The sequence below is a fragment of the Streptomyces sp. 11-1-2 genome (assembly GCF_003595545.1).
Lineage (GTDB): Bacteria > Actinomycetota > Actinomycetes > Streptomycetales > Streptomycetaceae > Streptomyces > Streptomyces hygroscopicus_B.
The window spans coordinates 9,460,912-9,485,857 of the sequence record NZ_CP022545.1; the positions used below are offsets into that span (position 1 = coordinate 9,460,912).

9 protein-coding genes are annotated in these 24,946 nt (G+C 72.9%); 6 read left to right on the forward strand and 3 right to left on the reverse strand.

Annotation, left to right across the window (positions count from 1 at the left end; translation table 11 throughout):
* The first annotated feature begins 55 nt into the window (after positions 1-55).
* The 6 genes from CGL27_RS40680 (at position 56) to CGL27_RS40735 (ending at position 21,632) form a co-directional block, all read left to right on the forward strand.
* Positions 56-1,045, forward strand: a complete 990-nt coding sequence (locus CGL27_RS40680; protein ID WP_119992523.1) for a tripartite tricarboxylate transporter substrate binding protein — start codon at positions 56-58, stop codon at positions 1,043-1,045.
* A 209-nt stretch (positions 1,046-1,254) separates the two neighbouring features.
* Positions 1,255-2,682, forward strand: a complete 1,428-nt coding sequence (locus CGL27_RS40685; RefSeq protein WP_119992524.1) for a gluconate:H+ symporter — start codon at positions 1,255-1,257, stop codon at positions 2,680-2,682.
* Between the two features lie 136 nt (positions 2,683-2,818).
* Positions 2,819-4,318, forward strand: a complete 1,500-nt coding sequence (locus CGL27_RS40690; protein ID WP_119992525.1) for an ankyrin repeat domain-containing protein — start codon at positions 2,819-2,821, stop codon at positions 4,316-4,318.
* 131 nt (positions 4,319-4,449) lie between these two features.
* A complete protein-coding gene (locus tag CGL27_RS52560) occupies positions 4,450-18,414 on the forward strand; it encodes a non-ribosomal peptide synthetase/type I polyketide synthase (protein ID WP_240450816.1) in 13,965 nt (4,654 codons plus the stop codon).
* 109 nt (positions 18,415-18,523) lie between these two features.
* Positions 18,524-20,047, forward strand: coding sequence for an FGGY-family carbohydrate kinase (locus CGL27_RS40730; RefSeq protein WP_119994790.1), 1,524 nt, complete (start codon positions 18,524-18,526; stop codon positions 20,045-20,047).
* A 217-nt stretch (positions 20,048-20,264) separates the two neighbouring features.
* Positions 20,265-21,632: an FAD-binding protein gene (locus CGL27_RS40735; RefSeq protein ID WP_119992526.1), complete on the forward strand. Its 1,368-nt coding sequence runs from the start codon at positions 20,265-20,267 to the stop codon at positions 21,630-21,632.
* 79 nt (positions 21,633-21,711) lie between these two features.
* On the opposite strand, the gene CGL27_RS40740 is transcribed toward CGL27_RS40735, so the two are convergent.
* From CGL27_RS40740 to CGL27_RS40750, 3 genes are all read right to left on the reverse strand, one after another.
* Positions 21,712-22,482: a glucose 1-dehydrogenase gene (locus CGL27_RS40740; RefSeq protein ID WP_119992527.1), complete on the reverse strand. Its 771-nt coding sequence runs from the start codon at positions 22,480-22,482 to the stop codon at positions 21,712-21,714.
* Between the two features lie 146 nt (positions 22,483-22,628).
* Positions 22,629-23,657: a phosphotransferase family protein gene (locus CGL27_RS40745; protein WP_119992528.1), complete on the reverse strand. Its 1,029-nt coding sequence runs from the start codon at positions 23,655-23,657 to the stop codon at positions 22,629-22,631.
* The gene (locus CGL27_RS40750; protein WP_119992529.1) at positions 23,654-24,856 is read right to left on the reverse strand and encodes an acyl-CoA dehydrogenase family protein; all 1,203 of its coding nucleotides are present in this window, start codon (positions 24,854-24,856) and stop codon (positions 23,654-23,656) included. The genes CGL27_RS40745 and CGL27_RS40750 overlap by 4 nt, the downstream gene beginning before the upstream one ends.
* Positions 24,857-24,946: the final 90 nt, after the last annotated feature.

Sequence of the window (24,946 nt, forward strand, 5' to 3'; positions counted from 1 at the left end):
TCACCAGGCTGCACAATCATGGCGTCCGCCGTATGGGAAGCGAAAGGGAGGTGTCATGAGAGGCCGCACCCGCGCCCTGTCCGGCCTCCTGGCCGCTGTGCTGTCCCTGCTCGTCGGCGCGTGTGGCACCTGGCCGGGCCCCGGGGACACCGCGGACGACGGTCTGCGGATCCTGGTGCCCAACACACCCGGAGGCGGGTACGACACCACGGCACGGACCGTGGCCCGGGTGCTGGAGGAGACCGGGACCGCCTCGGACATGGAGGTGTTCAACCTGCCCGGAGCCGGTGGCACCGTCGGCCTGCAGCGCACCGTGGACGAACGGGGCAACGGGAGGCTCGCCCTGCAGATGGGCCTCGGTGTCCTCGGTGCGGCGCATGTGCAGGGCGCGAAGGTGACCGTGGCACGGACCACCCCGATCGCCCGCCTGATCGAGGAGCCCGAAGCGGTGGTGGTCCGCAAGGACTCGCCGTACCGCACCCTCGCCGACCTGGTCACCGGGTGGCGCAAGAGCCCCGGAGGCGTCACGGTCGGTGGCGGCTCGTCACTGGGCGGCCCGGACCACCTGCTGCCCATGGCGCTGGCCGGCGCGGTCGGCGTTCAGCCGAAGAAGGTGCGGTACGCCGCCTACGACGGCGGTGGCGGCGATCTGCTCCCCGCCCTGCTGGACGGCCGGGTCGACTTCGCCACCAGCGGCATCGGCGAGTTCCTCGACCAGATCGCCGCCGGACAGCTCAGGGTGCTCGCGGTCACCAGCGACCGGCCGGTGGCCGCGCTGCCCAGGGTGCCGACGCTGAAGGCCGCCGGGATCGATCTCGTCTTCGACAACTGGCGGGGGATCGTCGCCCCGCCCGGCATCAGCTCCGCGGACCGCGAACGCTGGATCGAGGTGTTGACCGCGCTGCACACCTCCCGGCAGTGGAAGGCCGAGCTCACCCGCCACGGCTGGACCGACGCCTTCACCACCGGTGGCGCCTTCGCCACCTACCTGGCCCGGCAGGACAAGGCCGTGGCCGAACTGGTCGGACACCTGGGACTGGACTGACCGACACCCCCGGGGCGGTCGCCACTAGTGAGCCTCACCGGCCACTGCCGCTGGCCCCGCCTCACGCCCGCATGCCCTCGATCCGCACCACCCCCTGACCCACCCATGCCCTCGACTCGCGCCCCACTCCCTGACCCACCCATGCCCTGGTGGCCGTACGAACCCGCCCGCATGTCCCGTAATGACACGCATGTCCTGGAAGGCACCGCATGACCGCACACACCTGGTGGCTGCTGCTCATCCTCACGGTGGCGATAGCAGCACTGATCTACCTCATCAACTCCCGGCTGCGTGTCCACCCGTTCGTCGCGCTGATCCTGGTCAGCGTGGGCACGGGGATCGCGGCCGGGGAACCCGCCTCGAAACTCGTCGGATCCATCGAGGAGGGCGCCGGCGGCACCCTCGGCGACGTGGGCGTCACCCTCGCCCTGGGCGCCATGCTCGGCCGTCTGCTGTCCGACTCGGGCGCGACCGACACCATCGCCCGCGCCCTCGTCGCCCGCGCCGAGCCGCGCAGGCTGCCCTGGCTGGTCGGTGCCGCGGCGTTCGTCATCGGCGTGCCCATGTTCTTCGAGGTGGGCCTGATCGTGCTACTGCCCTTGATCTTCAGCGTCGCCCGCAGGATGGAGGGCCAGGGCGGCACGAAGGGCAGCCCGTACGTACTCCTCGGCGTGCCCGCCATCGCCTCGCTGTCCACCCTGCACGGCATGCTGCCGCCGCACCCCGGACCGCTGACCGCGATGACCGGCCTCCACGCCGACCTCGGTCTCACCCTCGGCGTCGGCATCGTCTGTGCCATACCCACCGTCATCCTCGCGGGCCCCGTCTACGCCCGCTGGATCGCGCCCCGGCTTCCCGACGTCGCCCCGGACGCCGAGCTGGTGGCCCAGTTCGCCGGGGCCGAGCGGCAGCCCGCTGCGGCCACCTCCGGACCCGGTGCGCAGGCGGACACGGACGCGCCCCGCCGGACCGGTGTGCCCACCGGCCTGGCCGTGGCGGCGGTGCTGGTCCCCGTCGTCCTGATGTTGCTGCGCACGCTGGCCGAGACGGTGCTGGACGAGTCGAGCGGGCTGGGCGCGGCGCTCGTATTCGCCGGAGAGCCGCTGGTGGCGATGCTCGCCGGGTTCGTCTTCGCCCTCGGGGTGACGTTCGCCGGTTCCGGCCGCTCCGGTGAGGAGACCCGTGCCTCCCTGACCGACAGCCTGAAGTCCATCGCCGCGATCCTGCTCATCATCGGTGGGGGAGGGGCCTTCAAGCAGGTCCTTCAGGACTCGGGCATCGGCGATGCCATCGCCTCGGCCGCCGAGGGCGCCCATATCAATGTGATCCTGCTGGGCTGGCTGATCGCCCTGCTGCTGTCGCTGACCACGGGCTCCGCCACCGTCGGCATCGTCTCGGCCACCGGCATCGTGGCCCCGCTGATCGGTGACGGCGGGGGCCTGGAGGCATCCCTGCTGGTGGTCGCGATCGGGGCCGGTTCCCTCGGCCTCAACTATGTCAACCACGCCGGGTTCTGGCTGGTGAAGGAGTCGTTCGGAATGGACCTCGGCCAGGCCACCAAGACCCAGACGGTTGTGCAGACGCTGGTCAGCGTGCTCGGCCTGGCGATGGCCCTGCTGCTGTCGGTCTTCGCCTGAGCCGAGGCGGCGGCCGGGCGGTCGCGACGGGGCCGGTCGCGACCGGGCTGGTCGCGACCGGGCTGGCCGCGACGGCGTCGACCGCGGCGGGCCCGGCCGCCCGGAGGCTGTCGGACCCGCCTGCCAGACTCCGGCCATGGATCTTGACGAGCTGTTGCGGTGTCTCGCGGAGGCCGAGTCGGGTGAGCTGCGGGAAGAGCTGACCGGTGGGCGCTATGTGGTCGTGCAGTACGACCCCGAGGAGACGGTGTTCGACGACGCGGACCTCGCGGAACTCTTCGGTGTCCCAGCCCCCGGCACCGGCGCGGCGGCCCCGGACGCCGTCGAGGACCCGGCCGTAGAGGACTCGGATGCCATCGAGGACACCGACGAGGAGTCCGAGGACGAGGAGTTCGAGGACGAGGACGGTGCCTGGTTCTCCCTCATCGGTGTCGCGACCTCGCTCTACGAGGCGCTGGATCTCCTCGGCGACGAACTCCCCGACGAGGAGGATCTGACGGAACTCGACGAGGAGGAGTGGGCGGCGGAGGCGGCCGAGTTCGGCGCGGAGGTGTTCGGCGCGGCGGCGGAGGACGAAGGCGGAGAAGGAGACGGCGAAGGAGACGGCGAAGAGGGGAACGAATGGCTCGCTCTTCTGCGAGGCATACGGGACCCGCGGCGGCGCTCCGTCGTCCAGTTGCTCTGCGGTGTCCTCGGCCCGATGGATTTCCTGACAGAGGACTTCGAGGAGGACTGCTACCTGGGCCATGTGGCGACACGGCTCCCCGGAGCACGGTTCGTCATGCTGGCCAGCGCCGCCCCGCCGAACCAGGAAGTGGCCTTCGCCATCCTGGAACTCCCGCCCCGCGATACGCCGGACCCCGTCAGCCGCGCCCTGCTGCTGGCCGCTGCCGCCGGGGACCCCGCCGCGCTGCGTACCGCGCTCGGCGAGGGCGCTGACGTCGGCACGCTCGACGAGTACGCCGCGACACCGCTGCACCACGCCGTGGCGGCGCGTTCGGCCGAGGTCGTCGAGGCGCTGCTCGCGGCGGGTGCCAATCCGCGCGCCCAGGCGGCCTTCGGCAACGCACCCCAGTTCACGGCCGCCGGTCCGGGCCGTCCATACCCCACCGCCCGCCGGGTCGAAGACGAGGAGCACTGGAGCCTCCTGTGGTCCCTGCTGGACGCGGGCGCCGACATCAACGCCGCCAACACCGCCGGTCAGACCCTGCTCGACCTGGCCGTCCGGTCGGATCCGTACCCGGAGCGGCAGGTGCGCCTGCTGCTGGAGCGGGGAGCCGTCAGCCGCGAACTCGCGGCCACGCGCGTGGACGCGCTCGTCCGCGGGCTGCCGTACGGGTACGAGGAGGAGCTGTGCGTACTGCGCAATCAGGTCCGCTTTCTGCTGGACACCGGCGCGCCGTACGACCATCCGCTGGACTCTCTGCTCGCCGTCACGGGCTACTACGAGCGTGAACTTTCCGCCGACTATCTTGTTGAACTCGTCGACATCATGGTGAGCCGCGGCGTGGGTGACCGGCCGGGCACCTATGGTCGAACGGCTCGCGAGAGCGCCATGCAGTGGGTCGATCACGGCCTGACCCACTACCAGGCCGTGGTGGACCGGCTCGCCACGGTGGTCCCGGACGAACGTTGAGGTGAAACGTTGAGGTGAACGCGGAGGTGAACGCCGAGGTGAATGCCGAGGTGAGGGATTGCCGACCCCCTGGAACCCGACGCTCCCTCCGTGCCTCCCACTAGGGGACGGCAAGTGAGTTGGGGATCTTGATGACGGGACCGAATGGCGAGACCACGCTTCCGCAGGTCTTGTTGGACGCCGCCGACGCGGCCCCGGACCAGGTGCTGGTGCATGTCCGGGGAGACGGTGGTGAGCGGACCGTCACCTTCGCGCGGCTGCGGGACGAGGCGCTGTGCGTCGCCGGTGGCTACCTCGCGGCAGGGGTGGCGCCCGGCACATGTGTCCCGCTGCTCGCCGAGCGCGGTGAGGACTTCCAAGCGATGTTCTGGGGCGCCCTGCTGGCCGGCCTCATCCCGGTGCCGCTCGCGTCCGATGTGCAGCGGGTGGTGCCGGTATGGGAATCGCTCGGCCGCCCGCCGGTGGCCGTGGACGAGGCCACCGAGACACTGCTGGCCGAACTGCCGGACGAGATCGAGCCGTTGCGGCTGGGCGAGCTGCGGCAGGGCCGCCCGCCCGCCCGGCTGCCGGATGCCGCGCCCGGCGACGTGGCCTTTCTGCAGTTCTCCTCGGGCAGCACCGGAGACCCGAAGGGCGTCGAGCTGACGCACGCCTGCGTCCTCGCCAACCTGGAGCAGATCCGCCTCGCCGCCGCCCTCACACCCGACGATGTGGTGGCGAGCTGGATGCCGTACTTCCACGACATGGGCCTCATCGGCACCCACCTGGCCCCGCTCGCCGCGCGCGCCAAACAGGTGCGGCTGGAGCCGTTGTCGTTCGCCAAACGGCCGGCGCTGTGGCTGGAGATGGCGGCCCGGCACCGGGCGACACTCCTGTCCGCCGCCAACTTCGCCCTGGCCCTGGCCGTACGGCGGATTCCCGACGAGGTGTTCGCTCGGCTCGATCTGACCGCCGTGCGGTTGGTCCTGGTCGGCGCCGAGCCGATCGCCCCGGCGGTGTGGCGGCGATTCGCGGCAAAGGCGCGTGCGTCCGGGCTCGACGAGCGGGCCCCGCTGCCGGTCTACGGCCTGGCCGAGGCCACCTTGGCGGTCACCTTCCCGCCCCTGGGCGAGATGGCGGTGCCACGTGTCCTGGACCGGGCGGCCCTCAGCCGCGGCCGCGCGGTGAACACCGTCCTGGGCCCGGACGCCGTGGAGTTGATGGACGTGGGTCTGCCGGTGCCCGGGTGCGAGGTACGCATCGTGGACGACGCGGGCCGCCCGCTGGACGACCGGCGGGTGGGCCACATCCAGGTAGGCGGCCCGCAGGTGGCGCGCGGCTACCGAAAGGCCCCCGAGGCGACCGTCGCCACGTTCGCCGCCGGCTGGCTGCGCACCGGTGACCTGGGATTCCTGGCCGACGGCCGGTTGTGTGTGACCGGCCGCCACAAGGACGTGGTGTTCGTGGGCGGCCGCACCTTCCACGCCCCGGACCTGGAGCAGGTGGCAATGGCCACCCCCGGCCTGCCGACGCCGCCCCTGGCCGCGGTGGTGGGCTCCACCGACCCGGCCGACGGCGCGGAACGGGCGGTGGTCTTCGTACGCTGGCCCAGGCCACCGCGCGAGGCGGCGCCCGCGCTGGCCGAGGTGGCGGCGCGAGTACGCCAGGCCCTGGCCCACGACGACGTACGGGCCCTGCCCCTGCCACCGGGCGCGTTCCCCCGGACAACGAGCGGCAAGCTGAGGCGCCGTGCGATGCGGGAGCGGTTCGAGGCGGGGGCCTATGCGGCGGTCGAGGAGCGGTGGGGGCGTGGGGGTGGGGCGTCTGCGACGCCGGCTTCTGTGGCCTCGGTCGCGGTGCCCCCGGCCTCGGCGGCTTCGGCGTTTGCGGGTCCGCCTTCGGCGGCCTCGGCTTCTGGGGTTCCGGTCTCGGTGCCCCCGACCTCGGCGGCCTCGGCTTCTGAGGCCCCGGCCCCGGCGCCTGCGGTTCCGGCTTCTGCGGTTCCGGCCTGGGCGCCGCCCCCGGGCACTGCAGCCCCGACCTCGGCGGCTCCGCCGTCTGCGGTTCCGACCTCTGCGGGCCCGGGCGCCTCCATCCCGGCACAGGGCGGCTCGGCTTCTGCCAGTCCGACGACGGATGTCTCGGTCTCTGGCGAGGCGGCCCCTGCCGTTCCGGCGGAGGGCGTTCCGGCAGCGGGGGCTTCGGGGCCAGGTGGCCCGGATGCGGACTCCCCGCCAGTGGGCGCCCCAGGGTCGGGCACCCCGGACGTGGACGTCCTGCCGGTGGGTGCCTCGGGCTCTGCCATTCCGGCCCCCGTCCCGGCAGAAGGTGCCCCGGCAGAACGTGCCCCGGGTGCGGGTGTTTCGGGTGCGGGTGTTCCGGGCCCTGCCATCCCTCCTGCGCGGGACGTGCCCGCGGGGCCGTGCTCGCGGGGGGAGGTGGCGCGGGTTGTCACCGGCATTTGGGCGCGGGTGTTGGACCGGCCCGAGCACACCATCGGCCCGCACGACGGGTTCCTGGTCATTGGTGGTTCGTCGCTGAAGGCGATGGAAGTGCTCACCGAGGTGGAGGACACCTTCGCTGTCACCGTGCCACCGGCCGTGCTGCGCGACCGTGACACGGTCGCCGCGCTCACCGAACACGTGGTGGCGACGCGGCACGGAGGTCCGCCGGAGGCCGCTCGGCCCCGCGCCACCCCCACCCCCACCCCGAGCCCGAGCCCGAGCGGGACCGTGAACGACAGCGACCCGGGAGCCATCGCGGTCGTTGCCGTGGCCTGCCGCTTTCCCGGCGCGGACACCCCGGACGCCTTCTGGGACCGGCTCGTGGCCGGTCACGACGCCGTCGGTCCCGTACCGCCCGCGCGATGGACGACCCGGCCGGAGGACACCGCCCGGTGGGGCGCCTTCCTGGACGACCCGTCCCGCTTCGACGCCACGTACTTCGGCATGGACGACGAAGAGGCGGCCGCGACCGACCCCCAGGCCCGGATCTTCCTGGAACTGGCCCATGAAGCCCTGGAACGCGCCGGTTACGCGGGGCCCAGGCGGACGGGCCGCCGCATCGGCGTGTTCGCCGCGACCGGGGAGAGTGGCTACCGCGAACTGCTCTCCCGGGCTTCCGGCCCGGACGGCGGGCTGCCTCCCGCCGCGTTGGTCGGCAACCTCCCCAACCTCGTCGCCGCCCGCGTGGCGCAGAGCCTGGACCTGACCGGTCCGGCCCTCGCGGTCGACACCGCATGCTCCTCGGCGCTGGTCGCGCTGCACCTGGCGCGCCGCAGCCTGCAGTCGGGGGAGTGTGACCTCGCCGTGGTCGGCGGGGTCAACCTCGCGCTGGCCCCGACCGGCCACCGGCTGTTGGAGCAGGCGGGCGTGCTCTCGCCGACCGGGCGCTGTCACGCCTTCAGCGCCGCGGCCGACGGATTCGTCCCCGGGGAGGGCGGCGCGGCGATCGTTCTCGCCCGGCTGGACGACGCGTACCGCGCGGACGACCCGGTTCTCGCTCTGCTGCGCGGCACCGCGGTGAACAACGACGGGCGTTCGCTGAGCCTGCTGGCCCCCAACGCGCTCACCCAACGGGAGATCATCGTCCAGGCGTACCGTGACGCGGGCGTCGACCCCGACGGAGTGTCCTACATCGAGGCTCACGGCACCGGCACCGCCCTAGGCGACCCGGTCGAACTGCGCTCCCTGGCCCAGGCGTTCGCGCCACGGGCCGACGGGCGGCCCCGACTCCTGGGCTCGGTGAAGACCAACCTCGGCCATCTGCTCAACGCCGCCGCCATGCCGAGCCTGGTGAAGGTCGTCCTGGCCCTCGGCCACCGGCAGTTGCCCGCCTCATTGCACCACGATCCGCCCGCCTCCCTCCCCGACGATGGCGCGGCCGGTTTCGCCGTGGTCACCGAGCATCGGGCATGGACAGCCCCCGGCCCGCTGGTGGCCGGAATCAACGCCTTCGGGTTCGGCGGCACCAACGCGCACGCCATCCTCGAGCAGGCACCCCCGCCCCCGCCCCCGCCTCCGCGCCCGCGCCCGCGTCTGCCGCGCCGCGGCCGACCGGCCACCGCCCGGCACGAGACGGACGCCGCACGCGACGGCTCGGATTTCGAGGACGGCGCGAGTTACGGCCGAGGTGTCGAGCGTGGTGTGAGTGACGACTCCGGTGTTCAGCGTGGTCCGAGCCACGGCCCGGGTGTTCAGGACTGCCCGACCAACGGCCCAGGTGTTCAGCCTGGTCCGAGCGACGGCTCAGACGTTGAGGACGGCTCAGGGGTCGAGGTCGCCCCGCATTTGCTGACCCTCTCGGCCCGCGGCGCCGACGCCTTGGCAGCCGCGGCCCGTGACCTCGCGGCCCATCTGCGGGCTCACCCGGAGCTCGACGAGGGCGACGTGTGCGCCACCGTCAACACCGCCCGCGACCAAGGCCGTCACCGCCTGGCGGTGGTGTCCCGTGGCGACCTCGCCGAACGCCTCGAAGCCCACCCCACCACCACCGTGGCCCGCCCCCGGCCCCGGCTGGTGTTCCTGCTGCCCGGCCAGGGCACCGCGCGGCCGGGGCTTGGCCGCGCCCTGTACCGCACCGCACCGGAGTTCCGCCGTGTGATGGAGGAGGCGTCCGCACTTGTCGGCCCGGTGCGGGGGCGCACCCTGGCTCAGTGGTGCCTGGATCCCGATGCCGCGCCCGCCGATCTGGCCCGTACGGAGGTCTCGCAGCCGCTGCTCGTCGCGTTCGGTGTCGCACTGGCCAGGCAGTTGCGCGCCTGGGGCGTGAGCCCGGACGCGGTCGCCGGGCACAGCGTCGGCGAGATCGCCGCCGCCTGCGTCGCCGGGTCGCTCACTCTGGCCGAGGCGGTGCGGTTCGCCGCCGAGCGGGGGCGCCTGATGCGCGATCTGGCCGCACCGGGCGCCATGGCCGCCGTACGCGGCGGCGAGGACGCCGTTGCCGCGGTGGTGGCCGAGTCGGCCGGTGCGCTGTGCGTGGCCGCGGTCAACGCCCCCGGGCACGTGGTGATCGCCGGAGCCCCGGACGCTGTCCACCGAGCCGTCGGGCGGCTGGTCGCCGATGGGATGACGGCCCGCGAACTCCCCGTCTCCCACGGCTTCCATTCCCCGGCGATGCGCCCGGTGGCCGACCCGCTCGCGGCCGTGGCGGCCGAACTGACCCCCAGCCAGCCGTCGGTACCCCTGCTCAGCACGCTGACCGCCGGGTGGCAGCCGTCCCTGGACCCGGCCCACTGGCGCGAACACTCCCTGCGCCCGGTGCGCTTCGGCGCCGCCGTCGAGCGTCTGCTGGACGATGGATACGACACCTTCGTCGAGCTCGGGCCCGCCACCACCCTGCCGGGGCCGGTCCGCGCCGTGGCGGCCGAACGCGACCCGTCGCCGGAGGTGTTCGCGCTGGCGGCCCCGGGCACCGGCACCGGCGCCGGTGCCGAGCCCGACGCCGGGCAGGCTCTGCTGACGGCCCTGGGGCGGCTGTGGACGCGCGGGGTCGACCTGGACCACGCGGCACTGGGCGCCGGGCGGGCGCGCGTGGCCGTACCGACGTACCCGTTCCAGCGCCGACGCCACTGGCCACTGCACTGGGCCGAGCAGCGGCCCGAGCACGGGCTCGAGGACCGCTCGGAGGACCGCCCCGAGTATCGGCACGAGCATCGCCCCGTGCATGGGTCGGAGAACCGCTCCGAGTATCAGCCCGTGCATGGGTCGGAGGACCGCTCCGAGTACCAGCCCGAGCACCGCTCCGAGCATCGGCCGGAGGGCCGGGCCGGGCACCGACCTGAGCATGGGGCCGGGTACTGGCCCGAGCCCGGGGCCGAGCACCAACGCGAGCCCGCGGTGACGGCGCCGTTGCACCGTCTCACCTGGCGTGAGACGCCTCCGTTGGCCGACGGGGACTCACCGCACACCGTCCGGCTGGCCGGGCCGGATTCGGAACTGGTCCGTGCGCTGGCCCACCGGCTGGAGCGGCGCGGCATCACGGTCCGCAGGGGCGGTGATGGCTCCCTCGCCGAGCCGCCCGCGCAGCTCACCGTCTGGCTCGCCGGACCGGCCGTCGAGTGCGCCACCGTGGCGGACCTCGACACCGCGACGCACACCGTCCTGTCCACGCTGCAAGACCTGATCCCATCGATGAGCCAGGGCGGTAGCCGTCTGGTGGCGGTCACCGAGGATGTGCACGCCACCGGCGCCACCGCCGAACGGCTGCGCCCCGCCCAAGCGCTGCTCACCGGCCTTGTGCTCGCGCTCCCTGAGGAGTTTCCGGGCGTCACCGCGTACGGCGTCGACTTGTCCTCGTACGACTCCCTGGACGTCCGGCTCGACGCCCTGGAGCGGGAGGTGCTCGGGCGGAACGCACCGGGTGGCGGCGCGGTGGCGTGGCGGGCGGACCGCCGTCTGGTCCGTACCCCCGTGGCGGTGGGGGTGGCGGCCGACCCGCTGCCCTCGTTCTCGCCGCTGCCACCCGACGGCACCTATCTGATCACCGGCGGTACGGGCGGGATCGGCACCGAGCTCGCGCGCGACCTGGCCGGGCGCGGTCGGCCGACCCTGGTCCTCGTCGGCCGGTCGGCCCGTCCCCCGGCGGGCCATCTGATGGCCGAACTCGACGCGCTCGGCGCCACGGCCGAGTACCGCGTGGCGGATGTGTCCGTCGAAGCCGATGTCGATGCCCTGGTCGCGGATCTGCCGCCGCTGGACGGGGTGTTCCACGCCGCCGGAGTGGCGCGCCCCGGCACGCTGCGGTCCAAGACACCGGAGGAGATGGCCGAGGTCATGGCCGCCAAGGTGCGCGGCAGCCACCTGCTGTCCCGGGCCCTGTGGCGGCATGGCCACCGTCCGGCGGTGTGCGTGGCCTTCTCCTCGGTCGCCTCGGTGCTGCCCGGGCTCGCCGGTGCGCTTGGTGACTACGCGGCGGCCAACGCCTTCCTCGACGCCTTCGCCGCCTCCGAACGGGCGGCCGGGCGGCCGTGGCAGTCGCTCAACTTCGCCGCGTTCGCCGAGACCGGGCTGGCCGCCGCGGAGCCGTCGCGAACCGCCGCCACGGCGCGGGGCGTGGCGCCTCTGACCACGGGCGCGGGCCTGGCCGCGCTGCATGCGGCATGCGGTATCGACGCCGCGCAGTTGGTGGTGACCGAGCTGACGGCGGTGTCGGCTGCCGGTGGGCCGGGGTCGGGGGCGGCGCCGGGGCCAGAGGCCGCGGTGCCGGCCGCTGCCGGGCCTGAGTTCAGCGTGTCGGTTGCTGATGATCCGAGGGCCGTCGTGTCGGCCGCTGGCGGGTCTGGGACCGGCGTCGGGCTCCCGGCACCCGCACCGAGACCCATCGCACCCGCAACGGGACTACTTACACCCGCAACGGGACCCCTCACACCCGCAACGGGACCCCTCACACCCGCAACGGGACCCCTCACAACCACACCGGGCGCCGCCGACGCCGCTCCGCCCCGCATCACCGGCGTTCTGCGCCGCCTCCTGGCCGAGGCTCTGCACCGCACGCCCGCCGAAGTGGCCGACGACGAGCAGTTCCTGACCATGGGGCTGGACTCGCTCTCCGCCGTGGACCTCGTCAGAAGGCTGGAGTCGGAGCTGGGCCGACCCCTCCCGCCCACCCTGTTCTTCGAGTACCGGACCATCCGCGAGCTGGCCGCCCACCTGGCAACAACCGCTCAGGCGGAGGCGGCGCAACAGCCCGCGCCCCCGTCGCACCCCACCGCCGACCGTGCGGGCGGGTTCGACAACGGGGCCCCGCTTCCCCTCACACCCGTGCAACTGGCCTTCCACACGGGCAGCAGACTGCACCCCGAGGTCACCGCGTACGCGTATGTGCGCCAGACCGTCAACGGCCCCCTGGACACCGGTCTGCTCGGCCGCGCGCTCGCCCTCCTCGCCGAACGCCACCCGATGCTGCGCGTCAGGATCGAGGCCGACGACACGGCTCCCGTGCAAAGCGTGGCGCCGCCCGAACCGCTCACCATGCCGTCCTGGTACGAGTTCCGCCACGCAGACGGCCCCCTGGCCGAGCTGGAGGAGGCGCTGTGCAACCGCCCGTTCGACCTGGCCCATGAGGCGCCGGTGCGCGCGGTGCTGGTACGCGAACGCGCCGACCTGGCCCACCTGCTGCTGGTACTGCACCACGCCGCCGCGGACGGGTTCAGCCTCAACGTCCTCGGCGAGGAGCTGTGGTCCGTCTACACCGCCCTCGCGCACGGCCGTTCGCCCGAGCTGCCACCGCTGCAAGCCGATTTCGCCGACTACGCCGCCGCCGTCGAGGCGGAACGGTCCGCACCGGAGTTCGCCGAGGACCAGCGGTACTGGCATGACAGGCTCGCCGCCCACCCCACGACGCTGGACCTGCCCTGGGACGGCGAACCGGAGGCGCCGCCCGCCGCGCCGCTCACCGCACACCAGGTGGCCACCGACCCCCACCTCACCGCCGCACTGCGCAAGTGCGCCGCCGCCCACGGCGTTTCGCTCTTCCACCTGCTGCTGGCCGCGTACGCGCGCTGTCTGGCGCGGTGGAGCGGGCAGCGCGGCATCGTGGTCAACGTGGCCCGCGCCCGTCGCGAACTCCGGCTGTCCGGTCTCGACCGGCTGGTCGGCCCGCTCGCCGACACCTTGCCGCTGTCGGCCGCCGTCGACCCCGACGAGCCGGTTCCTGCCCTGGCACAGCGGTTGCGGGCGATCTGGCTGGACGCGGAGCGGCACGCCCGGCTGACCAGCCTGGACATCGCCCGGCTGCTGCCCACGGCCGGGCCCCGGCCGCGTACGGCCTCCCCAGCGGGGTTCAGCTTCGCCCGCTTCCCCGTCACCACCGACCCCGACCGCCCGGTCACGGTGCGCCCGGCCGCGGCGCGCACCGCCTCCGCCGCCACGCGCCTGGGGCTGCTGTGCTGGGAGAGCGACCGAGCCCTGCACTTCTCCTGGAACTTCCCGGCGCGGCTGTTCACCCGGACCACGGTGGAGCGTCTGGCACGCGAACACCTCGCCGAACTCGGCCATCTCGCGCGACTCGCCGAGCACGCGGAACAGAGGGAACTCGCCGCGCCTGCCGGGGGCGATGTTCCGGCACCGACCACCGTCCCCGGGGCCGGGCGCGGGATCGTCGAACGCCTGTTGTCACGTTTCCGGGTGGCCGCCGACCAGATCGCGGTCGAAACCGGCGACGCCACCATGACCTACGGCGCACTCGACCGGGCCTCCGTCGCACTCGCCGCCCGGTTGCGCGCCCGGGGCGTCGTCCCCGGGGACCTGGTCGGCCTGCTGACCGAGCCGGGTGCCGACACCGTCGTAGGTGTCGTCGGCATCCTGCGGGCCGGGGCCGGGTGGGTGCCGTTGGACGCCGCCCATCCCACCGCGCGCCTGGCCGACCAGCTCAACCGCTCGACGGCCCGGACCGTGGTGTGCCACGACGCCACCCGAGCCACCGCCGAGACACTCGATGCCGTGACGACGGTGGCCGTAGACGATCCCTCACCGACACCGACACCGACACCGACACCGACACCGACACCGAAGCCACTGCCCGCCGCGGCCCCCGCCCCACCCGCCAACCCCAGCCCCAACGCCATCGCCTATGTCATCTTCACCTCGGGCTCCACCGGCCGCCCCAAGGCTGTGCCCATCACCCACCGGGCGATGGTCAACTACCTGGACTGGGCCGTGGACACCTTCGGCTACCGCGCGGGCGACCGGCTCGTCCAGACGGCCTCCGTGTGCTTCGACGCCTCCGTACGCCAACTGCTGGCACCGCTGCTGGTCGGGGCCACCGTTCACACCCTGCCGCGAAACCTGGTCCGCGACCCCGAGGCGCTGCTGGACCGGGTCGTGAAGGACCGGATCACCGTGTGGAGTTCGGTGCCGACGCTGTGGGAACGGCTGCTGACCGCCGCCGAGACCCGGGTGCGGCGCGGCGCGCCCCGCCCCGACCTGTCGGCGCTGCGCTGGATCCACGTCGGCGGGGAGGCGCTGCCCGCCGCGCACGTCCGCCGCTGGTACGACCTGTTCGGACCCGGCCACCGCATCGCCAACCTGTACGGGCCGACGGAAACCACCATCAACGCCACCTGCCACCTCATCGAGACCCGCCCCGGCGATGGGGTGCGCCGACTGCCGATCGGCCGTCCCGTCTCCGGCATGGAGGTCGCGGTGGTGGCCGAGGACGGGCGCCGCTGCACCACCGATGAGCCCGGTGAACTGTTCATCGGCGGAACGGGGCTGACGCCGGGATACCTCGGCGACCCCGGGCTCACGGCAGCGGCGTTCGCCGAGCGCGACGGCAAGCGCTGGTACCGCAGCGGCGACCGAGTCCGCCAACGGCCGGACGGCGTACTGGAGTTCCTCGGCCGCCTGGACGACCAGGTGAAGATCCGAGGCCATCGGGTGGAACCGGGGGAGATCGAGGCGGTGCTGCAAACCCACCCCCGGGTCGCACAGGCCGCCGTACTGCACCATGAAGCCAAGCTGACCGCCTACGTGAAACCTTTGCCGGGCGGTCCCGAACCCGATCCGGCACAGCTACGCACCCATCTGCGCGGCACTCTGCCGGACTACATGCTCCCGGCCCGGTTCCGGTTCCTGGCCGCGCTGCCACTCACCAGCACGGGCAAGGTCGACCGCCGCCGCCTGGACGAGTCGGCCGCCGACGCGGACACGGGACCGGCGACGGACGAACACCCGCCCACCCGTGCGGAAGCCCCGGGAACCCCGCCGGTCACGCCAACCGAGCGCACCCTGGCTCGTATCTGGTCCGAGGTGCTGAGTGTCGCGGAGGTCAGCCGCGAGGACGACTTCTTCGCGCTCGGTGGCGACTCCATCCTCGTCCTGGAGGTGTTCGCGCGGCTGGAGAAGGTGTACGAGGGGGAACGGCGAGACGCCACTCTGCCGAGGCCGACGGTCATCTACGAGCACAACACTCTCACCGCCCTCGCCACCGCCGTGGACGAGACTGCCCGCGTGGACGTGGCTGCCATCGAGGACGCGGCAGTCGACGCGGCAACCCCGCCCGCTCTGCCCGACCGGCCCGTGCGGGGAAACCCACCCGCTCCGGCAAGTCCGCCCGCGCCGGAAAACTCGCCCGATGCGCAAGCGCCGCGTGCCCTGCCGGACCAGCCCGCGTCGGCTGGCCTCGGTGGCCCGCCTGGCCCGGAAAACTCGCCCGATCCGGGCTACCCGTCTGGCGCGGTAGCCCGGCCCGTTTCGCCTGGCCCGGGAAACCCGCCCGTTCCCGGGGTTCCGCCCGTTCGGCGAAACTCGCCCGCTCCAGGTAACCCACCCGGTGCGGCGGTCCCGTCCGCCCCGCCGGACCAGCCCGTGCCGCCTGGCCCGGGGAACCCGTCTGGCCAGGAAACGTTGCCCGCTCCGAGTACCCCTCCCACCCCCGGAATCGGCGACGCTTCCGCCCCCGCCGGCGCGGACCTCACGCCGTATCCCCTCACGCCCCCCCAGCGCGGCTTCCTGGTCGCCGAGGCCATCGCGCCCGGATCCGGCTCCGCGTGGCTGGCCCGGCTTCGCCTTCGCGGTCCGCTGCGGACCGATCTCTTCCAGCGCGCGGTCGACGCCCTCGTCGTCCGCCACCCCATGCTGCGCACCGTCTTCCCCGCGGGCGCCCGTCCGCCGGTCCAGCAGGAACTGCCGCCCGCGCTGCGGCTCCCGGTCGACTTCGAGACGCTGGCATCCCCGGGCCTGGTCGAGGAGCGGGTCGCCGACGAACGCCGTCGCCGGTTCGAACCGTGGGCCTGGCCACTGCTGCGCCTGCGCGTGCTCACCACCGGCCCCGACGAGCACACGCTCGTCGTCCACGCCCACCACCTCATCGGTGACGGCTACAGCGCGGCCCTGTTCGGCCGGGAACTGATCGCCGTCTACGACCGGCTCGGCCGCGGCGAGCCGACCGGGTTGCCACCGCTGCGCAGCACCTTCCGCGATTACGTCACCCTGCTCCAGCGGCCGGACTTGGACCCCGGCCGGGCCCCGGCGGCCACCGCTTGGCGGGCCCGCCAAGCCACCCCGTACCAGCGGCCCGACCTGCGACGCCCGGGCGCGGGGAGCGGCGCGACGGCGGGCGCCGAGGCCACGGGGGTCGGCTCGTCGGAGTTCAGGTCGGCGGGGTTCACCCTCGACGCCGAGCTGACGGCCGGGCTGCGCACCCTCGCCACCACCGTCCGCGCCACGTCGTACGCGCCCGTCCTGACCGCCTACTACCGGGCCCTGGCGGACCTCACCGGGCAACGGGACCTCGTCCTCGGGCTGGCGGTCACCGGACGCGACCACCCGCTGCCCGACATCAGCCGACTGTTCGGTCCCTTGGCTGCCGCCGTGCCGCTGCGGCCTGCCGTGGCGCTGCGCCCTGCCGTGACGGAGACGGGCGCCGGGGCCACGCCCGACGGGTCGTTCCGCTCCTTCCGCGAGGACCTGCTCGAGATCACCGAGGAGGCCGTGGCCGCCCGGACGTACGGCACCGCGGGCGACACCGGAGGCGGTACGAGCGGCGGCACCGGCGGCGGTACGCGCAGCCGAACTGATGGCGGTACGAGCGGGGGCACCAATCGTGGCACTGGCGGCAGCATGAGCAGCAGCGCCACCAACGGCGAGCCGCCCGACGACCAGGCCGGTCCACCCGACTTGCCCGCCCCACCCGACTTGCCCGCCCCACCCGGCCTGCCCCGGGCCACTCAGTTCCTCTTCAGCTACCTGGACTTCTCCGCCCTCGGCCCACCCACCGGCGCAACCCTGACCCTCGATTGGGACCACCACGACACGGAACTCGCCCCGCCCCCGATGGGAACCGACGTATTCCTGACCGTCCGCCCGGTCGGGGACGGCCTGCGCGTCACCCTGCGGGCCTCGGCCGCCGCCCTCGACGCGCCCACCTTCACCACGTTCACCCGCGCCCTGCGGGACGAACTCACCCGGGCGGCAACGCCCCGCCCGCGCCCCACCCCTACCCCTACCTCGGCCCCGGCCCCTGCCCCCGCGCCGCGCGCCTTCGGTGGTACGGACGCCGCGCTCATCGGCTACCTACCGGCCCCCGGACACCTGGCGGCCCTCGTCGGGATACCGGAACCCGCCCTGCCCCGCGAACGCATGCGAGACCTGCTCTTCCCGGACGGAGGTCCCCGTCTGCTGGAGGAGATCAGCACACCGTTGGGCCGCTCCGCGTTCGTCGCGCTGCCGCTGTTCGCGGATGAACTGGCCGCAGGGAGCGCGCTCACCGGCCACACCGCCCGTGCCGTCGGCCACGCCGCCTCCCTCGGCGCACGCTGCGTGTCCCTGGCGGGCATGATCCCCGCGTTGACCGGCTACGGATTCGAGGTGGTGCGCGCCACCGACCGGGCGACGACGGCGGTCACCACCGGCCACGCCGCCACCGCCGTGTCCGTGGTCAAGACCGTCCACGCCGCACTCGCCGCGAGCGGACGTGACCTCGGCGACCTGACCGTCGCCATGGTCGGACTCGGCTCCATCGGTACGTCATCCCTCAACCTGCTCCTCACCCGCGCCCCGCGCCCGCCCGCCCACCTGGTGCTGTGCGATGTCGCGGGCAGCGCGCCCCGCCTGCGCGCACTCGCCACGGAGCTGCGCGGGAGCGGGCTGGCCGGGTCGGTGGCGACGGCCGAGTCCGCCCCGGCCCTTCCCGCCGCCGTGTACGAGGCCGACCTGATCGTCACCGCCGTCAGCGGTGGCACCGCCGTCCTCGACCTCGACCGACTGCGCCCCGGCACCGTCGTGGTCGACGACTCCTTCCCGCACTGCTTCGACACCGCCCGCGCCCTCGCCCGGATGCGCGGGCAGCGCGATGTGCTGACCGTCGGAGGCGGCCTGCTCGCGGTCGGCGACACCGAGCGGCACATCGCCGACAACCTCCCACCGGCCGCCGCCTCCGGATACGCGGAACGGTCCTGGCTGCCGGGCACGGTCGCCTCCTGCCGACTCGAGTCCCTGCTGCACACCGCCGTGTCCGGCCTGCCACTGGTCCACGGACTGGTCAACGCCTCCCATGCGCACGCCTACTGGGACGCGGTCGAGGCAGCCGGAGTGAGCGCCGCCCCACTGCACCTGCTCGGCCACACCCTCGCCACCGGGCCACCGTGGCATGGGACGACTTCTCACGGGACGCCTTGACCGACTCCACGAGCTGCCGTTCGCGCTGTTGATATGGCTTTCGTCCAGATAAGGGTCATATGTCAGGAATCCCTTGACGCTGAAATCGCCTTCTGCCAGCGTGCTCGCCATGCCTCGCAACGCAGTCATCGGTGTGGACATCGGTACCTCGAGCAGCAAGGGCGTTCTCGTCGGCCTCGATGGCACACTGATCCGCTCGGCCACTCGGGAGCACACCCCCGCAAGGCCCGGCCCCGGTCACTTCGAGATGGACGCTGCCGTCTGGTGGCGCGAGTTCGTCGAACTCGCCCGGGAGTTGACCGGCTCCGGTGACACCGCCTCCGGTGACACCGTCGCGGATGGCGCCGCCTCCGGTGACACCACCGTAGTCGCCGTCGGGGTCAGCGGCATGGGGCCCTGCGTTCTGCTGGCCGATGAGCACGACACCCCGCTGCGCCCCGCCGTTCTGTACGGTGTGGACACCCGCTCGGTCCAGCAGATCCGGCGCATCGAGGCGTGGCTCGGCGCCGAGGAGATCATCCGCCGCTGTGGCTCCGCTCTGACCACACAGGCCGCCGGGCCGAAGATCGCCTGGATCGCCGAGGAGGAGCCCGAGGTCTACGCGCGGGCCCGGCGGTTGTACATGCCGAGCTCCTGGTTGGTCAGGAAGCTCACCGGAAACTACGTCCTGGACCACCACTCGGCCAGCCAGTGCACCCCGCTGTACGACACGCTCGCCGGTGAGTGGTACGCCCCCTGGGCCGCCAAGGTCGCCCCCGGCATCGAACTGCCGCCACTGCGCTGGCCCGGCGAGGCGGCCGGGGCCCTCACCACCGAGGCCGCCGAGGCAACCGGCCTGCCCGCCGGGATCCCCGTCACCACCGGCACCATCGACGCCTGGGCCGAGGCCCTGAGCGTGGGGGCCCAGCACATCGGGGATCTGATGCTGATGTACGGCACCACCATGTTTCTCATCCATACCGTGCCCAAGCCGCTGACCAGCCCGTCCCTGTGGGGCACGGTCGGCGCCCTGCCCGGAACCCGTAATCTGGCCGGCGGCATGGCCACCTCCGGTGCGGTCGCCAACTGGCTGCGGGATCTGTTCACCGACGGGGACCACGCCGAACTCACCGCGCTGGCCACCGAGTCGGGCGCCGGCGCCAATGGCCTGCTGATGCTCCCGTACTTCTCCGGCGAGCGGACCCCGATCATGGACCCGGACGCCCGCGGAGTGATCGCCGGGCTGACCCTGTCCCACACCCGTGGCGACCTCTACCGGGCCGCGCTCGAAGCCACCGGGTTCGGCGTCCGCCAGAACATCGAGGTCATCGAGGCGGCCGGCGGTGACATCCGCCGCGTTGTCGCCGTCGGTGGCGGCACCCAGGGCTGCCTGTGGACGCAGATCGTCTCCGACATCACCGGCCGCCCGCAGGAGCTGCGCACCATCACCATCGGCGCCGGTTACGGTGACGCTCTGCTGGCCGCGCAGCTCGTCGGGGACGCCTCCATCGAGGACTGGAACCCGGTGCGCGAGACGGTGACGCCCCGCGCCGAGCACGCCGGGCGCTACGACGAGTTGTACGCCCTCTACCGGCGGCTGTACCCGGACACCGCCGCGACCGTCCACGCCCTGGCGGCACTCCAGGAGCGCTGAGCGCCCCCTTCCCGTCGTCGAGTGCCCGTTTCACCTCGATCGCCGTACTGGCCGCCTCACACCCCTGCACTCATCAAACGAATTCACTTCGGTGATGATGCCGTATCCCGCTCCGATGCTTGTATTTTGAATTGGATTCGGTTTTGCTGGGGAGGGTCATCAAGGGCGTGTCGTGGCCCTTGGCGAGCCGTCGAGCTCATCGCCGGAGGGGAGTCACGTGCGCGTGAAGGACGTCGATCTGCTGGTCATCGGTGCGGGAATGGCGGGGTTGACCGCCGGTGCTCGCGCGGTTCGCAACGGTCTGTCCGTCATGGTCGTGGAGATCGCCGGGGACATCGGCGGTTCCGCGCGCTTCGCGGGCTACGCGTGGACCGCGCCGAGCCATGACGTCATGGACCAGCACAATCCCTGGGGAGACACCGCGCTCAAGCGCGCCCTCGTGGATCGGTTTCCCGAAGGCGTCGAATGGATTCGTTCGCTCGACGTGGAGATCAAGGACGCGCAGCGCGTCCTCAGTTTCGGTCGCGGGCACCAGTTCGACACCCATCAGTATGTCGACACCTGTTGTCGGATCGTCCGCCAAGGCGGTGGCGCGTTGCTGTTGGAGACGTGTGCCGAACGGCTGGTGGTCGAGGACGGGGCTGTGGCGGGGGCGGAGCTGAGGCTGGCCGATGGCGCGCGCATGCGTGTGCGTGCCGCGTCCACGCTGATCGCGACCGGCGGGTTTCAGGGCGATCCGGAACTCCGCACCGCGCATGTGCACCCCCGTGCCGGGGGCATGCAGCTCCGCTCCAACTCCTTCAGCCGCGGTGGCGGATACCGTCTGGCCACCCAGGTCGGTGCCGCCACCGGCCACGACGACGCGGGCTTCTACGGCCATCTCATCCCCAGCGGGATCTCCTTCGCCGACCCGGCGGACTTCGTCGACTTGTCCCTCTACTACAGCGAGCACGCCCTTCTGTTCAACGTGCTCAACGATCGGTTCGTGGACGAGACGCTGGGCGACCACCTCACGGCCATGGCGTTGCTGGAGCAGCCCGAGAGCCGGGGTCTGCTCATCGCTGACGCCCGGGTGTTCCGTGACTGGGTCGTCGGGGCGTACGTCGAGGGCGCCGTCGCCGTGGACAAGTTCGCGCTGGCCAGTAAGCGGGGCGGCCGTGTGGGACTCGCCGAAGACCTCGACGAACTGGCCTACCTCCCGGAGGAATGGGGGTATCGGGGCGACGCCGTGCGCGACGCGGTCAAGCTGTTCAACGAAGACGCCGCGGCGGGGCTGGAGTCGGTGCCCGGTCGGCGGCTGGACCGCCTCCCGCTCGACGAACCGCCGTACTACGTGATCGAGACGGTACCGGCCATCACCTTCCCCTTTCACGGTGTGCGCATCGACGACCGGGCCCGCGTTCTGCGCGGGGACGGCGAACCGCTCCACGGACTCCTCGCGGCCGGGTCGGACACCGGTGGCCTGTGGCACCGCGCCTACGCAGGCGGCACCGCCTCGGCCCTGGTGTTCGGACTGACCGCCGCGGACACCGCCACCACCACCGCGACGGCGTCACAGGCGAGGGAGTCACAAGCGACGGACTGAGCGCTCGCCGCCCCACCACCTCGCTCGTCCGCCGCGACGGGGTGGTGGGGCGCCGTCCCCGCGACCGGGTGGTGGTGCGTCAGCGTGCCGTCCAGCCGCCGTCCACGTACAGCTCGGAGCCGGTCACGAAGCTCGCGTCCTGGGAGGCGAGGAACGCGACGGCCCCCGCGACCTCATCCGGCGTGCCGAGCCGCCCCATGGGGGTGCCCTCGACCATCGCGGTGTGACGGGGAGTGCCCCGCCACAGTTCGCGCGAGAGAGGGGTCTCGATGAAACCGGGATGGATCGAATTGACGCGGACGCCGCGCGTGGCCCAGTGCAGGGCGGCGTTCTTCGTCATCAGCCGGACCGCACCCTTCGCCGCGTGGTACGAGAACTGGCTGCCGAAGCCGCCCACCGTGCCGAAGATCGACGCGATGTTGACGATCGAGCCGCCACCGGCGCGTTCGATCGCGGGTCCACCGTGCTTCATGCCGAGCCAGACACCGCCCTGGGTCACCGCGATGACCTTGTCCCAGGACTCCTGGGTCTCCGTCTCCACGGTGCGCATCTGGGCGATACCCGCGTTGTTGACGAGCACGGACAGGCCGCCCAGTTCGGAGACCACGCGCTCGACCGTGCCGCGCCACGCCTCCTCGTCGCTCACGTCCAGCGCGAGGCCCAGCGCCCGCGCCCCATCGGCCGCCAGCTCCTTCGTCAGCTCCTCCGCCAGCTGCTCGCAGCGGTCGGCGTCCACGTCGGTCACCACCACCGTGGCCCCCTCGATGGCCAACCGCCGCGAGACGGCGGCTCCTATACCGCCGGTCGCGCCGGTGACCAGGGCGATCTGTCCGGACAGTCGGTCTCGCACGGGCTCTCCTCCGTCTTGCGTGGCGTTTCGCGTGGCGTCGGACGTGGCGTCTCGCGTGGCACCTTGGGTGGTAACTCGCGTGGCATCTGGCATGGCGTCTCGCGTGGCATCTCCGGTGTCAGCCGTGGCATCTCCGGTGTCAGCGGTCACGGCAGCAGCTCCAGCCCCGAGCGCAGCAGCGCGGGCACCGCGGAGCCGACCCGCTCGAATCCCGTTCCGACCGTCTGTCCCGCCGAATAGCGGGCGTGGATGCCCTCCGCGATGACGGCGAGCTTGAAACAGCCCAGTGCCTGGTAAAAGGGCAGGCCACCGATGTCCCGTCCGGACTTCTCGGCGTATCGCTCGGCCACCTCGCGGCCCGAGGGAAAGCCGGAATTGGCCGTCGGGACGTGGCGCGCCCCGAGGACCGGTTCGCAGGTCCGGTCCCAGTACATGAGCAGCATCCCGAGGTCGGCGAGCGGATCGCCGAGCGTGGCCATCTCCCAGTCGAGCACGGCGGCGATCCGCCCGAACTCGCCGGGTGCCAGGATGACGTTGTCCAGGCGGTAGTCGCCGTGCACGATGGCCGGGGCGCCGCTCGCGGGCAGGGAACGGGCCAGCCTGCCGTGCAGTTCGTCGAGGTCGGGCAGGCTCCGCGTGGCGACCTTGTCCCACTGCCCGCGCCATCGCCGCACTTGGCGCTCCAGATAGCCGTCGGGCCGGCCGAAGTCGCCGAGCCCGACGGTGGTCGCGTCCACCGAGTGCAGTGTGACCAGGGCGTCCACCAGCGCGTCAGCGGCGCGCCGCGCGTCGTCGGGCGGGAGCGCGGCGGCCTCGTCGCCGTCGCGCAGCACCGTGCCCGCCACGAAGTCGACGACGCAGAACGGCGCTCCGATCACCTCCGGATCCGTGCACGACAGCACGGCCCGGGCAACCGGCACCGCGGTGTCGCCGAGCGCCGCGACGACGCGGTATTCGCGGTCCATGTCGTGCGCGGTCGGTGTCAGCACCCCCAGCGGTGGCCGTCGCACCACCCATCGGTGTGCCCCGTCGGTCACCGCGTAGGTGAGATTGGAGCGCCCGCCCTGCAGCAGCGTGACTGTGAGGGGGCCCGCGCACTCGGGTACGTGGCGTTCGAAGTAGCGCTGCAACGCGGCCACGTCGACTCCGGCCACCGTCGCCCCAGAACTGGTCACCGGGTGCCCCGCCGCTCCCGCGCCGTCCGCACCGCGCGCTTGGCGATGGCCCAGCGATGGGTCTCGGAAGGGCCGTCGTAGATACGGAACGGGCGCACCTCGCGGTACAGCCGCGACAGCGGGGCGTCCCCCGAGATGCCGAGCGCACCGCATATCTGGACGGCCCGGTCGACCACCCGGTTCACCGCCTCGGAGACGTAGGTCTTGGCGATCGAGGTGTGCTGGGCGGCGGGGCGGCCCTGGTCCAGCTCCCAGCAGGCCCGCCACAGCACCGCCCGGCTGGTCTCGATGTCGATCTCGGAGTCGGCCAGCATCTGCTGCACCATGCCCAGTTCGGCCAGCGGCTTGCCGAAGGCCGAACGGTCCGCCGCGCGCTCCAGGGCGATGTCCTGCGCCCGACGGGCCACGCCGAGCCAGCGCATGCAGTGGGTCATGCGCGCGGGCCCCAGGCGCACCTGGGCATACGCGAAGCCCTGGTCCACCTCGCCCAGGACGGCCTCGTCCCCGACCTCGCAGCCCTCGAAGGCGATTTCGCTGTGCCCGCCGAAGAGGCCCTGGTCCAGGGTGTCGATATTCCGGACGATCTTCATACCGGGGTTGTCGGCGGCGACGAGGAACATCGTCGCGCCGCCCGGGTCGCCGGGGCCGCCACTGGTGCGGGCCATGCAGATGGCGAAGGCCGCCCCGTCGGCGCCGCTGATGAACCACTTGCGGCCGTCGAGCCGCCAGCCGCCGTCGATCTTCGTCGCGGTCGTCATGAGCGCACGCGGGTCGGAGCCGGCGCCCGGCGCCGGCTCGGTCATCGCGAAGCACGAGCGCGCCTCACCGGCCGCCAGCGGGCGCAGATACCGCTCCTTCTGCTCCTCCGTGGCCACCACCTCGAGCAGATGCGTATTGCCCTCGTCGGGAGCCGCGCAGTTGAGCGCGAGGGGCCCCAGCAGCGAGTACCCGGCCGCTTCGAACACCACCGCCTGCCCGCACAGGTCCAGTCCGAGTCCGCCCCATTCGGCGCCGACGTGCGGGGCGAACACGCCCGCCTCGCGGGCCGCGTCCTGAAGCCGACGGCGCAGCGGCTCCGGCCCGGCATGGACGTTGCCGTCACACGCCTGCTCCTCGGGTATCACCACCTCCCGTACGAACTCGGTGGTACGCCGCGCGATCCCGGCGACCCGTTCGTCGATCTCGAACCCGATGGGCACGTTGCACTCCCGAGCTTGGCTACTGCCTACCTGTACGGCGACACTTCGCATCGTGGGCGCGCGACCGCGCACCCACGACGCGAAGCAGAT